Source organism: Nonomuraea sp. CA-218870 (genome assembly GCF_050936535.1).
GTDB lineage: Bacteria > Actinomycetota > Actinomycetes > Streptosporangiales > Streptosporangiaceae > Nonomuraea > Nonomuraea corallina.
Genome location: NZ_JBNJMN010000001.1, coordinates 2,646,624 through 2,660,800 on the forward strand (window position 1 = coordinate 2,646,624; position 14,177 = coordinate 2,660,800).

General features: G+C 72.5%; 16 protein-coding genes. 8 read left to right on the top strand and 8 right to left on the bottom strand.

All coding sequences use genetic code 11. The features are described from left to right. Genes ACQEUU_RS12975 through ACQEUU_RS12990 form a run of 4 tightly spaced genes read left to right on the top strand, consistent with a single transcriptional unit; the run spans position 1 to position 2,690 of the window. Positions 1-1,161 (top strand): acyl-CoA dehydrogenase family protein, encoded by a 1,161-nt coding sequence (locus tag ACQEUU_RS12975; RefSeq protein ID WP_433064787.1) that lies wholly within the window; start codon positions 1-3, stop codon positions 1,159-1,161. A 5-nt stretch (positions 1,162-1,166) separates the two neighbouring features. Then, on the top strand, positions 1,167-1,991 hold the full coding sequence (locus tag ACQEUU_RS12980; protein ID WP_433064790.1) for an HpcH/HpaI aldolase/citrate lyase family protein: 825 nt from the start codon (positions 1,167-1,169) through the stop codon (positions 1,989-1,991). Between the two features lie 4 nt (positions 1,992-1,995). Then, the gene (locus ACQEUU_RS12985) at positions 1,996-2,121 is read left to right on the top strand and encodes a hypothetical protein (RefSeq protein ID WP_433064793.1); all 126 of its coding nucleotides are present in this window, start codon (positions 1,996-1,998) and stop codon (positions 2,119-2,121) included. Then, positions 2,121-2,690, top strand: a complete 570-nt coding sequence (locus tag ACQEUU_RS12990; RefSeq protein ID WP_433064795.1) for a cupin domain-containing protein — start codon at positions 2,121-2,123, stop codon at positions 2,688-2,690. The genes ACQEUU_RS12985 and ACQEUU_RS12990 overlap by 1 nt, the downstream gene beginning before the upstream one ends. A gap of 274 nt (positions 2,691-2,964) precedes the next feature. Here ACQEUU_RS12990 and ACQEUU_RS12995 read toward each other — a convergent pair whose 3' ends face one another. The 3 genes from ACQEUU_RS12995 to ACQEUU_RS13005 are packed head-to-tail and all read right to left on the bottom strand — an operon-like array spanning position 2,965 to position 6,457. Beyond that, positions 2,965-4,380 (bottom strand): MmgE/PrpD family protein, encoded by a 1,416-nt coding sequence (locus tag ACQEUU_RS12995; RefSeq protein ID WP_433064798.1) that lies wholly within the window; start codon positions 4,378-4,380, stop codon positions 2,965-2,967. Beyond that, positions 4,377-5,201: a cyclase family protein gene (locus tag ACQEUU_RS13000; RefSeq protein ID WP_433064801.1), complete on the bottom strand. Its 825-nt coding sequence runs from the start codon at positions 5,199-5,201 to the stop codon at positions 4,377-4,379. Before ACQEUU_RS13000 ends, ACQEUU_RS12995 begins: the two co-directional genes overlap by 4 nt. Then, positions 5,201-6,457 carry a CaiB/BaiF CoA transferase family protein gene (locus ACQEUU_RS13005; RefSeq protein WP_433064804.1) on the bottom strand — a complete coding sequence of 419 codons (1,257 nt, stop codon included), beginning with the start codon at positions 6,455-6,457 and terminating at the stop codon, positions 5,201-5,203. The genes ACQEUU_RS13000 and ACQEUU_RS13005 overlap by 1 nt, the downstream gene beginning before the upstream one ends. A gap of 303 nt (positions 6,458-6,760) precedes the next feature. Here ACQEUU_RS13005 and ACQEUU_RS13010 point away from each other — a divergent pair, with 303 nt between their 5' ends. From ACQEUU_RS13010 to ACQEUU_RS13025, 4 genes are read left to right on the top strand one after another with little or no spacing between them, the layout of a single operon-like run. Next, a complete protein-coding gene (locus tag ACQEUU_RS13010) occupies positions 6,761-7,000 on the top strand; it encodes a hypothetical protein (RefSeq protein ID WP_433064807.1) in 240 nt (79 codons plus the stop codon). A 29-nt stretch (positions 7,001-7,029) separates the two neighbouring features. Next, positions 7,030-7,848, top strand: a complete 819-nt coding sequence (locus tag ACQEUU_RS13015) for an IclR family transcriptional regulator (protein WP_433064810.1) — start codon at positions 7,030-7,032, stop codon at positions 7,846-7,848. Between the two features lie 30 nt (positions 7,849-7,878). Then, the gene (locus ACQEUU_RS13020) at positions 7,879-9,312 is read left to right on the top strand and encodes a dihydroorotase (RefSeq protein ID WP_433064813.1); all 1,434 of its coding nucleotides are present in this window, start codon (positions 7,879-7,881) and stop codon (positions 9,310-9,312) included. A gap of 58 nt (positions 9,313-9,370) precedes the next feature. Next, positions 9,371-9,790, top strand: coding sequence for a hypothetical protein (locus ACQEUU_RS13025; protein ID WP_433064816.1), 420 nt, complete (start codon positions 9,371-9,373; stop codon positions 9,788-9,790). A gap of 52 nt (positions 9,791-9,842) precedes the next feature. Here the strand turns inward: ACQEUU_RS13025 and ACQEUU_RS13030 are convergent, their stop codons facing one another. The 5 genes from ACQEUU_RS13030 to ACQEUU_RS13050 form a co-directional block, all read right to left on the bottom strand. Further along, positions 9,843-10,577 carry a hypothetical protein gene (locus ACQEUU_RS13030; protein WP_433064819.1) on the bottom strand — a complete coding sequence of 245 codons (735 nt, stop codon included), beginning with the start codon at positions 10,575-10,577 and terminating at the stop codon, positions 9,843-9,845. Between the two features lie 78 nt (positions 10,578-10,655). After that, positions 10,656-11,879, bottom strand: coding sequence for a DUF4437 domain-containing protein (locus tag ACQEUU_RS13035; protein ID WP_433064821.1), 1,224 nt, complete (start codon positions 11,877-11,879; stop codon positions 10,656-10,658). A 106-nt stretch (positions 11,880-11,985) separates the two neighbouring features. Then, the gene (locus ACQEUU_RS13040; protein WP_433064824.1) at positions 11,986-13,539 is read right to left on the bottom strand and encodes a class I adenylate-forming enzyme family protein; all 1,554 of its coding nucleotides are present in this window, start codon (positions 13,537-13,539) and stop codon (positions 11,986-11,988) included. A 152-nt stretch (positions 13,540-13,691) separates the two neighbouring features. After that, the gene (locus ACQEUU_RS13045) at positions 13,692-13,952 is read right to left on the bottom strand and encodes a hypothetical protein (RefSeq protein ID WP_433064827.1); all 261 of its coding nucleotides are present in this window, start codon (positions 13,950-13,952) and stop codon (positions 13,692-13,694) included. Next, positions 13,949-14,134: a hypothetical protein gene (locus tag ACQEUU_RS13050; RefSeq protein WP_433064830.1), complete on the bottom strand. Its 186-nt coding sequence runs from the start codon at positions 14,132-14,134 to the stop codon at positions 13,949-13,951. The genes ACQEUU_RS13045 and ACQEUU_RS13050 overlap by 4 nt, the downstream gene beginning before the upstream one ends. Positions 14,135-14,177: the final 43 nt, after the last annotated feature.

Sequence of the window (14,177 nt, forward strand, 5' to 3'; positions counted from 1 at the left end):
ATGGACTTCGAGCTGAACGAGGAGCAGCGGGACTTCCGGGTGCTGCTGCGCGCGTTCGTCGACAAGGAGATCGTGCCCGTCGCGCGCGACTGGGAGCACGCGGGCCGCTACCCGACGGAGATCGTCGACGGCTTCAAGGAGATGGGCCTGTTCGGCATCACCATCCCCGAGGAGTACGGCGGCCTCGACCTGGACCCGGTGTCGTTCGCGCTGGTCTTCGAGGAGATCTCGCGCGGCTGGATGGGCGTGGCCGGCATCCTCGGCAGCCACTCCCTGGCCTGCCGCATGATCGCCATGCACGGCACCGACGACCAGAAGCGGCGCTACCTGCCCGAGCTGGCCACCGGCGAGCGCCGCACCGGCATCGGCCTGACCGAGCCGGACGCCGGCACCGACCTCCAGGGAATCCGCACCACCGCGAGGCTCGACGGCGACCACTACGTGGTCAACGGCACCAAGACGTGGATCACCAACGCCCGCCACGCCGACCCGCTGCCGGTCCTGGTCAAGACCGACCCCGCCACCACGCCCGCGCACAAGGGGATGAGCATCCTGCTCGTCGAGGCGGACACCCCCGGCTACCAGGTCACCAAGGACATCCCGAAGCTCGGCTACAAGGGCACCGAGTCGTGCGAGATCGTGCTCGACAACGTGCGCGTCCCCGCCGCGAACCTGCTCGGCGGCGTCGAGGGACGCGGCATGCAGCAGGCGCTGTCCGCCCTGGAGTGGGGCCGGGTCAACATCGCCGCCCGCTCGGTCGGCATCGCCCAGCGCGCCTACGACGAGGCGCTCGCCTACTCGCGCCAGCGCAAGGCGTTCGGGCAGCCGATCGGCGACTTCCAGGCCGTGCAGATCCAGCTCGCCTCCCTGGCCACCACGCTGCAGGCGGCGAGGCTCATGGCGTACTGGGCCGCCGACCAGGTCAGGAAGGGCCGCGCCGACGCGCAGACCGGCATGGCGAAGATCTTCTGCTCGGAGGTCGCGCTGGAGTCCGCGATCGGCTCGCTCAAGGTGCACGGCGGCTACGGCTACTCCACCGAGTACGAGGTCGAGCGGCTCTACCGCGACTCGGTGCTGATGAGCATCGGCGAGGGCACCAACGACGTGCTGCGCACGGTGGTGGCCAGGTCCCTGTCGCGCGGCGACGTGAAGGTGGGGTGAGCCGGATGGCGCGGTCCCATCTGTACGTGCCCGGCGACGCCCCGGACAAGCTGGGCAAGGCGCTCGGGCGGGGCGCCGACGCGCTCATCGTCGACCTGGAGGACGCCGTCCCACCGGCGGGCAAGGACGCGGCCAGACAGGCGGTGGCGGGCTGGCTGCGCGAGACCGATCCAGGCCCGGTGGAGCTGTGGGTCCGGGTGAACCCTGGCGAACTGCGCGAACCGGACGTCCGGGCGGTGGCCGCCGCGCCGTCGCTGGCCGGGCTGGTCGTGGCCAAGGTCGAGAGCGCCGCCGAGCTGGTGGAGCTGGACGCGCTGCTCACCTCGCTCGGCGCGGACGGGCTGCCGGTGGTGCCGCTGCTGGAGTCGGCCGCGTCGATCTTCCAGGCTCTGGAGATCGCGCGCGCCCCCCGGGTGGCCAGGCTGCAGGTGGGCGAGGCCGACCTGCGCGCCGACACCGGCGTCAGCCCCGGCCCGGACGAACGGGAGCTGCTGTGGGCCCGCTCGCAGGTCGTGTTCGCCTCGGCCGCCGCCGGCATCTCCCCGCCGGTCGGGCCCGTCTCCACCGACTTCCGCGACCTCGACGCGCTGCGGGCGTCGACCGAGGCGATCGCCCGGCTCGGGTACGCGGGCCGCGCCTGCATCCACCCGGCCCAGATCGCGGTCGTCAACGAGGTGTTCACCCCGTCGGCGGAGCGGGTCGCGTGGGCCAGGGACCTGATCGAGCGGTTCGAGGCGAGCGGGTCGGGCGTGCTGCTGGACTCGGCCGGCCGGATGGTCGACGAGGCCGTGGTGCGCCAGGCGCGCCGCGTCCTCGGGATGGCCGGGTGAACGCGTGCGGCTCGACGGCGTGACCATGCTCGACGGGGTGACCATGCTCGACTGCGTGACCATGCTCGACTGCGTGACCATGACGGAAGCGGGCCTGAGGCCCGCGGCTACGGCGGAGGTGGGGCACTGATGGCCCAGGTGGTGGATCTCGACGGACCCGGTCTGGAGTGGCGCGAGGTCGTCATGCCCGCCAGCTCGGGCCCCGTCCGGCTGGTGCGGCTGCACGCCGCCGGTGCGGCGTCGGTGTCGCTGGTGCGCTTCCCCGCCGGGTGGAGCAGGCAGGCCACCGGTCACTACCCGTGCGCGGAGGAGTTCGTGGTGCTGGACGGGCTGATCTCGGTCAGCGGCACGGACTTCCCCGCCGGGACCTACGCCTACCTCCCGCCGGGCACGCCCCGTACGGCGAGTGCCGCCGGCCCGGACGGCTGCCTGGCCGTGGCCTGGTTCTCCGGCCCCCCGGCCTGGCAGGACGGCCTGCCCGACGGCGACGCCCCACGGGCGCTCCGCCTGCCCGTCACCGAGGCGCTGCGCACGGAGGACGGTGGCACGCGGGCCGCGGGTTATGCGTCCGCCTCCGACGTCCCGGCCCCCGAGTGCGAGGTCGAGGTGCTCTCGCTCCCGGCCAGGACCTGGGCGTACGGCCCGGCCGTCCCCGATCTGCCGGGCCCGCTCTTCGTCCGCTCCTGGCCCGCTTCCTGACCTGGGGTGCGGCGGTGCCAGGACGGTGATCGCGCCCGCCATGAGCCGGCGCAGCGACCCGCCCTGCGCCAGCCGCCCGGTGAGCCGGCCGCCGAACGGCATGCCGACGGTCGCCACCAGGATGATCAGCCCGGTCTCCACCGCCCCGAACCCGCGCACGTCCTGCGGCAGCAGCGACACCAGGAAGGCGCCGCCCGTCGTGGTGGCGTTGTACAGCGGGCAGCTCACCGGCCGGGGGCCGCTCACCGAGCGGCCCCCGGCGTCGCGGAGGCCGTCATCCCGCCGCGATCAGCGCCGGCGCGAGCAGCCCGGTGACGTCGTCGCGGGCGGCGAGCCCGCGGACCTCCTTGGCCAGCGCCGCGACCGCCTCGGGGGCCAGCACGCGCGCGGCGTTGAGCGCGTACTTCCGCTCCAGCTCGTCGATGCTGAGCGGATGCTCGGGCCCGCCGCGCGAGCTGTGCACGCGGTGCTCCAGCCGCCGCCCGTCGCGGGTGCGCACCCGCAGCACGGCCGAGAAGGCCCGGGGGAACTCCTGCGAGCACTGCTCGTCGGCCACCACCCGCACCCGCGCGGCCAGCGCCAGCCGCCGCTCGTCGCGGAAGGCGGCCTCGGTGAAGTCGTCCAGGTGCAGGCCCAGCCCGCCGCCGCCGACCAGCGCGCTGGCCACGGTGTAGGGGCCGGAGAACTTCGCGTGGTACGGGGTCCGGGGACGCACCTTCTCCTCGTACGGCTCGCCGATCGTGCGCAGCGGGGCCGCGGCCACGCCCAGCTCGATCTCGTCCACGTCCTCAGGGCGCAGGCCCTCGGCGCGCAGCGTCAGGGCGGCGTCGATGCCGGGGTGGGTGAAGTGGTTGGACGGGTACGGCTTGTAGACCGTGCGCAGCAGCTCCCAGTCCTCGCCCAGCCCGGCGGTGATCGCGGAGGCGTCGTAGCGGCCGTCGAGGAACGCCTGGAAGAAGCCGAAGCGGCCTTCGAAGACGGTCGGCGGCCCGGTCACGCCCTCCGCGGCCATGCCCGCGGCCACCACGCCGGAGTGCGCCGCCCAGCCGCAGTGGATCCGTTTGACGGTGCCGCCGGTGCGGTTGGCCTCGATGACCCCGGCGCCCATGCTGGCGGCGATGCCCATGGCGTCCGCGATGCCGGCCGCGTCCAGCCCCATGAGCAGGGCCGAGGCGGCGGCGGCGCCGACCGTGCCGCAGATGGAGGTGGCGTGCCAGCCCTTCTCGAAGAACACCGAGTTGCGCAGCTCGGGCAGGTAGGACGCCATGCCGAGGCGGTTGGTGATCTCGTCGCCGACCGCGATGGCCTGGCACAGCGCGGCGCCGCTCGCCCGTACCGGCTCCGCGACCGCCAGGGCGGCGGGCACCACGGAGGCGGACGGGTGGAGCACCGACGGCAGGTGGGTGTCGTCGAAGTCGAGCGCGTGCGCGAGCGTGCCGTTGACCAGGGCGGCCGAGGGGGCGGGCAGCGCGAGCGCGCGGCCGAGCACCGAGCACTCGCCGGCGCCTCCCCACCGCCCGGTCAGCCGCCGCACCGCCTCGTGCGGCTCGTGCGGGCCGGTCAGCTCCTGGGCGGCCAGGCAGTTGCCGAACGTGTCGAGCACCCGGCCCGTCACGTCGGCCATGACGCGCTCGGGCAGCCCGTCACGGGAGGCCGCGGCGAACTCGGCGAGAGCGGAGACGATCGTCATGACGCCAGCACCGCGAGCGGCCGGACCGGGGCGCCGGTGGCGCCCACGACGGGCAGCGGGTTGAGCACCAGCAGGAACTCGGGCACGCCCAGCTCCCGCAGCTCGGTGAGCCGCATGGTCTCCACGATGTTCACCCCGGACTCGACCAGGAGGATGCGGTGCACGGGCAGCACGCCGTGGCCGCGGCCCGCCTGGATCTGCTCGAAGGCGACGGTCTCGCCGCCCACCACCCGCGCGCCCTGCTCGACCAGCCAGCGGGCCGCGTCGGGGCCGGGGCCGGGCACGCCGCCCTCCTCGCCGATGAACCGCCCCGGCCGGTCCCACTCGTGCGACCAGCCGGTGCCGATGAGGACCGCGTCGCCGGGCCGGATCGGCACGCCGGCCCGGTCCCGCGCGTTCTCCAGGTCGGCCGGGGTCACCTCGTAGCCGGGCGGGAGCACGTCGACGCCGTGCAGGGCGGCCACGTCCAGGAGCACGCCGCGTCCCACGTACGGGGGGAAGGCGTCGATGCCCAGCTCGGACAGGCCCTGGTGGGACTGGACCCCGGCGGCCTCGACGCCGCCGTGCAGGTAGCCGTCCTGGGAGACGTGGCCGAGCGCGTCGACGTGGGTGCCCACGTGGCCGCCGGTCAGGATCACCTCGTTGGCCGCCGAACCGCCGTCCTCGCGCACCATGTCGCCGTGCCGGCGTTCGATGACCATCCGGAACCGCGGATGGCTGGGCGACTGCGGCATGCCGGTCCGCATGGGCTGGGCGAGGTCGACGATCCTGGCGCCGTCCAGCCGTTCCCAGAGAGGCGTCCGCATGATCGTCCCGGTCATTACACGATCCCCTTGTCTCGCAGGGCTGCCAGGTCCTCGGTGCTCAGGCCGAGCCCGCCCCACACGTCGTCGTTGTCGGCGCCTCTGGCGCGGCCGGTCCAGCGGATGGAGCCGGGCGTCGCCGAGAGCCGGAAGAGCATGTTCTGCATGCGCAGCGGCCCGAGGTCCTCGTCGTCGACCGTGGTGATCGTGTCGAGGGCCTGGTACTGCGGGTCCTCGAACACGTCGCGGACGTCGTAGATGGGCGCCACCGCCGCCTGGGCGGCCTCGAACTCCCGCACGACCTCGTCCAGGTCGCGTTCGGCGATCCAGCCGCCCACGTACCCGTCGAGCAGGTCGGCGTGCTCGGCGCGTTCGGCGCCGGAGGCGAACCACGGCTCGTCGATCACCTCGGGGTGGCCGACGAGGCGCATGACCCGCTCGGCGATGGAGTTGGCGGAGGTGGAGATCGCCACCCACCGCCCGTCCCTGGTCCGGTACGTGTTGCGCGGCGCGTTGTTGACCGAGCGGTTGCCGGTGCGCGGCTGGACCCTGCCGAGCTGGTCCCACACCATCGGCTGCGGGCCGAGCAGGGTGACCAGGGGCTCGATGATGGCCAGGTCGACGACCTGGCCGCGGCCGGTGCCGCCGGGCCTGTCGCGGTGGTGCAGGGCCATGGTGACGGCGCTGACGCAGGTCAGCGCGGCCACGCCGTCGGCCAGGCCGAACGGCGGCAGTGTCGGCGGCCCGTCCGGCTCGCCGGTGACCGCGGCGAAGCCGCTCATCGACTCGGCGAGGGTGCCGAACCCGGGCCGGCCGGAGTAGGGGCCGAACTGCCCGAAGCCGGTCACCCGGGCGATCACCAGCCGGGGGTTCAGCTCCAGCAGCGTGTCGGGGGACAGGCCCCAGCGCTCCAGGGTGCCGGGACGGAAGTTCTCGATCAGCACGTCCGCCCGGGCGAGCAGCCGCTTGAGCAGCTCGGCGCCTTCGGGGCGGCCCAGGTTGGCGGTCACGGTCCGCTTGTTGCGGCCGAGCATCTTCCACCACAGGCCGATCCCGTCCTTGCTCGCGCCGTGCGTGCGGGAGGGGTCGCCGCGGTCGGGGTGCTCGACCTTGATGACGTCCGCGCCGTAGTCGCCCAGGATCGTCGCGGCCAGGGGGCCCGCGAACAGGGTGGCCACGTCGACCACCACCAGGCCGGCCAGGGGCCCGGTGACGGGGGGCGGCTGCTCGTCGACCGCTGATCGGTCCCCCGGGACGATCTGCTCTGCCTCCACGGAATCGGCCTCCTCAGATGGCTGGAAGTGCGTCAGGTCGGTCGTTGCCCCACGTCGACGCACGGTGCGGCGGGGAACCCCGGTGCCGGGATCACCGCAGGACAGCGTCCGGCGCCAGGGCTTCCCAATATATTGAAACAGCGTTACTGTGTGCGGAACAAGCTCGCTTGAGTGCCAACCTGGAGCCCGTCGCCATGATCTACCTCGTCCACCGGATGAAACTGCGGTCCCGGGCGCGGCAGGACATGAAGGGCTTCTGGCAGTGGCTGGAGGACCGGGAGACGGTTCTACCGGGATCTGCCGATGGTCCGCGAGGTCCGCTGGTACTACAGCGCCGTGGGCGACGTCTACACGCTGGAGAACTGGGCCGCGTTCGACGACGAGGCGGCCTGGGGCGAATACCGCAGGGCGCTGTCCACCCTCAAGGCGGACGACGGCTGGGAGAGCCAGCGGGTCAGCCAGGACGAGTGGTGGGAGTTCCTCGACACGCGGATTGTCACCGATCTTCCTGCGCGCGTCGGGTTTCACCGCCAAGGTAGGTAGCCGATTCTGACTGTTTCCTTGGAGGAACGATGCCGACCAAGAACGCCGACGGGCGGGCACCCGCCCGGGAGAGCTCCGGACAGGCCATCGCCACCGTCGAACGGGCCGCGGACGTTCTCATGCACTTCGCCGAGACCCCGTCGAACACGCTCGGCGTGACCGAGATCGCCGACGCGCTCGGCATGTCGAAGGCCGCGGTGCACCGGATCCTGGCCTCGCTGCGCGTGCGCGGGCTGATCGAGCTGGACCAGTCGACCCGGCGCTACTCGCTCGGCGTCGGCGCGATGCGGCTCGGTCTGGCCTACCTCGACCGGATCGACGTGCGGCGGATCGCCGCGCCCGAACTGGTGACGCTGTCCCAGCGCACCGACGAGACGGCCACCCTGTCGATCCGCACCGGCAACTACCGCATCTACGTCGACCAGGTGACCCCCGCCCGCGAGGTCATCATGAGCGTCAACCTGGGCGTGGCCCACCCGCTGCACGCGGGCGCCTCGTCCAAGGCCTTCCTCGCCTACCTCGCCGAGGAGGAGATCGAGAACTACCTGTCGCTCGGCGCCCTGGAGCCGTTGACCGGCAACACCATCGTGGACAAGGCCAAGCTCCGCCGTGAGCTGACGTCGATCCGCGACAGCGGCTTCGCCCAGTCCTTCTCCGAGCGCATGTCCGGCGCGGCCTCCGTGGCCTCGCCCATCCTCGACCATCACGGCAGGCCGGTCGCCGTCGTGAGCGTCTGCGGCCCGGTCGAGCGCTTCCGCGCCGAGGTCGAGGAGTGCGTGGCCAGGCTTCTCGAATCAACCGCACGTCTGTCCGCCCAGATGGGCTGGAACGCATCCGAAAGGGGGTGACGGCCGGAACCCCCGGGCCCGGCCATCTCCATGTCCCGATACGACCTTCTCGTCAAGGGTGGCACCGTCGTCCTGCCGTACCACGGCGAATTCCGCGCCGACCTGGCGGTCTCCAACGGCAAGGTCGCGGCCCTGGCCGAGGACATCCCCGCCGCCGAAGCCGATGAGGTGGTCGACGCCCGCGGCAAGGTGGTGCTCCCCGGCGCCGTGGACGCCCACTTCCACCTCGGCATCTACCGGGACCTGGCGCTCGACGCCTTAGAGGAGACCCGCTCCTCGCTGGTCGGCGGCGCCACCACGGTGCTGTCGTACTTCCGCACCGGCTCCCACTACCTCGACCGTACGGGACCGTACAAGGAGATCTTCCCCGAGGTGCTGAACGCGGTCTCCGGGCGCACCTGGACCGACTACGCCTTCCATCTCGCGCCGATGACGGTGGACCAGATCGCCGAGATCCCGATGCTGGTGGAGGAGCACGGGGTCACGTCGTTCAAGTACTACATGTTCTACAAGGGGTTCGACCTGGCGGCCAACAGCCGCGACGCGCGCTCCTTCACCATGGGCGACGAGTACGACCTGGGCCACCTCTACCTGCTGATGGAGCAGATCACCGCGGTCCAGAAGGCCAACCCGGACAAACGGCTCTCGGTGTCGCTGCACTGCGAGCAGTCCGAGCTCATGCGCGTGTTCATCGACCGCGTCCGGGCCAACGGCGACCCGCAGACGCTGCGCGCCTACCACGAGGGCCGGCCGCCGCTGACCGAGCGGGTCGCCATCGGCGAGGCCACCACGCTGGCCTCGCACACCGGCACCAACCTCAACCTGCTCCACCTGTCGAGCGCGGAGGCCGTGGACGCGGTCGCGCTGGCCCGCCGCTCGTTCGGCGGCGACCTGCGCGCCGAGACGACCCTGCACCACCTGTGCCTGGACCACGACACGCTGGACGCGGCCGGCGGCCTCGGCGGCAAGGTCAACCCGCCGATCCGCACCAAGGCCGACAACGAGGCCCTGTGGCGGCACGTGGCCGAGGGCGCCATCGACTGGGTGGCCTCCGACCACGCCTGCTGCATGGAGGCCGAGAAGGGCGACCAGCTCTGGCCGGCCCGCCCCGGCTTCGGCGGCACCGCCCTGCTCTACCCGGTGCTGTTCTCCGAGGGGCACCGCAAGCGTGGTCTGCCGCTGTCCAGGATCGCCGAGCTGGCCTCGGCCAACCCGGCCCGCGCCTACAACCTGTGGGGCCGCAAGGGCAGCCTGATGGTGGGCTTCGACGCCGACCTGACCGTGGTCGACCCCGAGCTGGCGCAGGCCGTCACCAACGAGGTGTGCCTGTCCGGTCAGGATCACACCCCGTTCGAGGGGGTCGAGCTGACCGGCTGGCCGGTCGTCACCGCCGTGGGCGGGCAGGTGCGCTTCCGCGACGGCGAGACCGTCGGAGAGCCCTCGGGCCGCTACGCGCGTCACTGACCTGCGCCGACTGAGGGGTCGCTCCGGCCAGAAGCGCCTGCTGGAGGTCGTCCGCGCGGTGGCCAGCCGGCCCAAGGTGCTCATCCTGGACGAGCCCGCCACCGGCCTGACGACCAACGAGCTCGACGCCCTGGCCCGGCTCTGCCGGGCGCTGCGCGAGCGCGGGCTGGCCGTCGCGCTGATAGAGCACAACGTGGACTTCGTGATGAACCTCTGCGACGAGACCACCGTGCTGGAGAGCGGCAAGGTGATCGAGCGGGGCAGCCCCGAACGGGTGCGCAACTTGCTCGCGGTCGCCCGCGCCCTGATGGGCGACCCGCGTCTGCTCATGCTCGACGAGCCGTCGCTGGGCCTGGCGCCGCTGAAGGTCATCAAGCCGGGTGCGGCTGGAGGGCAGCGCGGCCGAGCTGCGCGACGACCCCCGCGTCCAGGCCGCCTACCTGGGGCAGCTCCGCGAGAGCGCCTGACACCCACCTGAACGAACGTCCGGCACGGGCCACGCGAGGCCCGTGCCGGACGTTCGTCTCCGGTCAGCCGAAGGCGGTGGTGCCGGGCTTGACGACGCCGAGGAAGGCCGCCAGGAGCACCAGGAACCAGATCGCGTACACGTACGGCAGGCACGAGCGCACCGAAGAGCGGATGCGGGACTCGACCTCCGGCGTGGAGCCCTCGGTGACCAGCTTGCCGAACGCCGGCCCGAACGGCTTGAGCCGCCAGCGGATCATCACCCCGCACAGGATGCAGAGCCCGTAGGCGGCCAGCTTGGCGCCCAGCCACTTCGGGTTCGTCCGCACCCCGAACGGCTCCGCCGCCACCATCATGTACGCGCCCACGCCGACCAGCACGACCACCAGGCCGTACCGGACGGCGAGGTCGAGCCGCTGCACGACGCGGCCGAGCGCGGTGGCGCCGCGCGTGTAGTCGTAGACGACCAGCGCCAGCCAGACCAGCGCGGCCACCCAGACCAGCGCCACGAACCACCAGGGGAAGTAGTCCTCGGCGAACGGGCCGAGCGCCATCAGGCTCACGCCGCTCGGCAGGAACAGCACCAGGCAGATGCGCGGCGCCATGTCGACCACGTGCATGATCTTGGCGGCGACCGAGCGGGCCGGGGTGGGCAGGTCGGACTGGAGGATGAAGCGGCTGGAGTAGAAGACGCCGATGTCGCTGCCCAGCCAGTAGGCGAACAGGACGATGTGCAGGAAGATCGCCAGGCTGTAGGCGTTGAGCCCGTGCACCGGCTCGATCGGCGCGGCGAGAATCATCGAAGGGGACTCCGTACATGTGATGTGGCCGGGCCCCTGAGGACCCGGCCACTGCGGTTCTTGAGGTGCCGGGAGCGCTTACATGCCGTCGCCGTCCCAGCGGCCGCGGGAGCGGCTGCGTACGGGCAGGCTGGAGAGGATCGGCGCGGGGATGGGGTCGCCCTGCTTCCAGACGCGGCCCGCGCCCCAGTTGTACGCGTGCTCGTCGGTGCGCTGGTCGGGGTGCTCCAGCGCGGACGGCTCGGCGCCCCAGTCGGCGGCCGGGACCCCGTGGTCGTGCTCGTGGTCGTGGTCGTGCTCGCCGTGGCCGCCCTGGAGGCGGGCGGTGTCGAGGGCCTTGGCGATGGCGATCATGCTGGCGTCGGTGCCCAGGCCGTGTTCCACGTAGGCGCCTTCCTCGGCGCCCTGGCTCCGCGCGTACTCCAGCGACACCCGCAGCATCTCCATGTCCTTCTCGCTGCGCCGGGAGACGCCGCCGAGCTCGTGGGAGGACTGCGACCAGCGCATGGCGCCGCCGCCGGGGCCGTAGTTGATGGCCTCGCCGCCCCAGCGCACCCACTCGTTCTGGGTGTACCAGTTGAACAGCTCGCCGTCGGAGCGCAGCAGCCACGTCGCGCCGCCCTCCATCGAGGTGAAGTGGCCGTGCTTGACCCGGGCCGGGCGGAAGAAGTAGGTGCCGAGGTCCAGGGTGCCGAAGTTGTACTCCATGTGACCCTGGGTGGTGTACGCCTCCTCGTAGCAGGGGTGGTGGGCCAGGCGGTGGTCGGCCCAGCCCTCCTGGGCGTGCACCAGCCGGGTGTAGAACCCCGTCACCGGGTCGACGTGCAGGTACTTGATGAACAGGCCGGGCATCGGGCCGGGGTTCGGCACCGCGTCCCACTGCATGGCGTCGCTGTCGATGACGATGACGTCCTCGCGGGCGTCCGCCCAGCGCGGGGCGGCGAGGGAGTCGACCGCGTCGAAGCCGGCGTCGCCGTACTCGCGGTAGTGCAGGATGCGGGTGCCCTCGGCGAACGTGATCGCGTCGGCCGGCACGCCCTTGGGCGCGTACACGTACCCGCCCTTGCCGATCCGGCGGCCGCCGTACGTCATCGAGCCTTCGAGCACGTAGTACTCGGTGTTGGCGTGGTGGATGCCCGGCCCGCGGCCCCAGTCGGTGTGGAAGTCGACCCGCAGCGACGAGGAGCCGTCCTCCTCGTCGACGGACAGGCGGCGCTCGCTCGCCCGTCCTTCGCCGCCGACCAGCTCGGCGCCGTGCCAGACGTAGTCATCTTCTTGGATCAGCTCGACATGGGGACGCACCAGGTTGTCCTTCCACTCACCGGCCTGACGCCCGGTTGTTCCGTTATATGAAACGTCGTTTCTCCACGAGAGAGCGTAATTGTCTGATGTATTTCCGGTCAAGGGCCTAGGAGGCGCCGGCCTGCGCCTTCAGGTCGCGCTTGAGGATCTTGCCGCCGGCGTTCCTGGGCAGCTCGGGGATGACCTGCCACCGCCTGGGCACCTTGTAGCCGGCCAGCCCCGCCCGGCAGTGCGCCTCCAGCTCCGGGAAGAGGCTCTCGGCCGCGGCCTCGGCGCCGCGCCGCAGCACGACGTAGGCCATGACCTCCTCGCCCCACTGCTCGGACGGGGTGCCGACGACCGCCGCCTCGGCGACCGCCCCGTGCTCGGACAGGACGTCCTCGATCTCACGCGGGTAGATGTTCAGCCCGCCCGAGATGATCATGTCCTTCTTGCGGTCCACGACGTGCACGAAGCCCTCCTCGTCCCGGACGACGATGTCGCCGCAGGTCAGGAAGCCGTCCTCGGTCGTGCACTCCGCCGTGGCCGCCGGGTCGTCGTGGTAGCCGTTCATGAGGAACGGCGAGCGGCTGAACAGCTCGCCGGGCTCGCCCGGGCCGACCGGCCGGCCCGTCGCGTCGACCACCCGCAGCTCCGTCATGTACCAGGCGTGGCCCACCGACCCAGGCTTGCGGCGCTGGTCCACGGGGCGGAGGTTGGTCACGATGCCGGCCTCGGTGGACCCGTACAGCTCGTGCACGCCGCAGGCCGGGAACGCCTCCATCACCCACTGCTTCAGCGTCCAGGGCAGCGCCGCGGCGTTGAAGTAGAGGGTGTCCAGGCTGCTCAGGTCGTGGCCCGCGAGCTTGCCCTCGTCCAGCGCCCGGAGCATCTGCGCGTGCGTCGGCACCAGGAACACCGACCGCGCCCGGTCCCGCTCCACCACGCGCAGCAGCGCCTCCGGGTCCCACTTGCGCAGCATGGTGACGGTGCCGCCGGTGTAGACCGGGGCGTACCCGAAGGCGAACCCGGCGCCGTGGTACATCGGCGCCACCGCGACCGACACCCGGCCCGCGCCCAGCCCCCACTCCAGCGCCGAGCAGTAGAACGTGAGCGACCGGCTGCGGTGGCTGATCACCACGCCCTTGGGCCGCCCGGTCGTGCCGGAGGTGTAGGTGACGCAGAACGGGTCGAGCTCGTCCACCCGCACCTCGGGATCGGCCACGCGGGCCGCGGCCAGCTCCTCCTCGTACGGGCGCCCGGTCTGCGCGCCGTCGATGGACAGCGCCGTCAGCCGCAGCTCCTCGACGGCGTCCCCGGCCACGGCGGCGCAGGCGTCGTCCAGGACGATCGCGCGGCTGCCCGAGTGCTCCAGGATGTAGCGGGCCTCGCCCGCCGTCAGCCTCGGGTTCAGCGGCACCATCACCAGGCCCGCCTTGGCGATGCCCGCGGCGATCTCGGGATACTCCAGCCGGTTGCCGAGCAGCACCGCCACCCGGTCACCGGTGGTCAGGCCCCGGGCCAGCAGCGCGCACGCCAGGCGGTTGGCGCGCTCGTCGAGCGCGGCGTAGGTGAGGGTGCGTTCACCGTCGATCACCGCGATCGCCGAGGGGGTGGCGCGGGCGAACTCGCGCACCCCGCCCGCGATCGACAGGGGGGCGCCTCCACGTAGGACGGGCATGCTCTGTTCCTTACGTCGGACCGGGTCGGGGGATTCGAGGGGGGGTCAGCCGCGGGGCTGCCAGAGGGTGACGGCGATGCCGTTCGGGGTGTCGGCGGCGGCCACCAGGGCGCGCCCGTGCAGCGGGTCGTCGGTCTCCAGCGGGGAGGCGGTCACGGCGCCGCCCGTCGCGCGCACGCGTTCCAGGGCGGCCTCCAGGTCGCGGGTCCGCGCCGACCAGCCGCTGTGGCGGTCCAGACGCGGCCGGAGGCGCTGAAGCCGGCGTGCGCGGCCTCGATGTCGCGCGCGTACAGGTCGATGCCGACCAGGCCGACGTCGAGGTTGTGCGGCGGCTCCGCCGGTGCCACCGGCTCCGGCACCCGGACCAGGTGGATGCGCCCGGTGCCCGCCCCGGCCGCGGCCAGCGCCTTCACCTCGACGTCCGCGGAGCCGGAGCCCCACAGCGGACCGGCGACCGCCGCCGGGACACGCCCTCCCCGGCCACCTCGTACCCCAGCTCGTCGCGGAAGAGGTCGAGGTGCGGGCCGAAGTCGGTGACACCCACGATCGCGGCGGTGATCCCCTCGACCAGCGGCTGTCGGTCGTTCTCGGTCACATGTCCTCCGGGGAGCGAGGATGTTCCTGTTTGCGGAACAGTG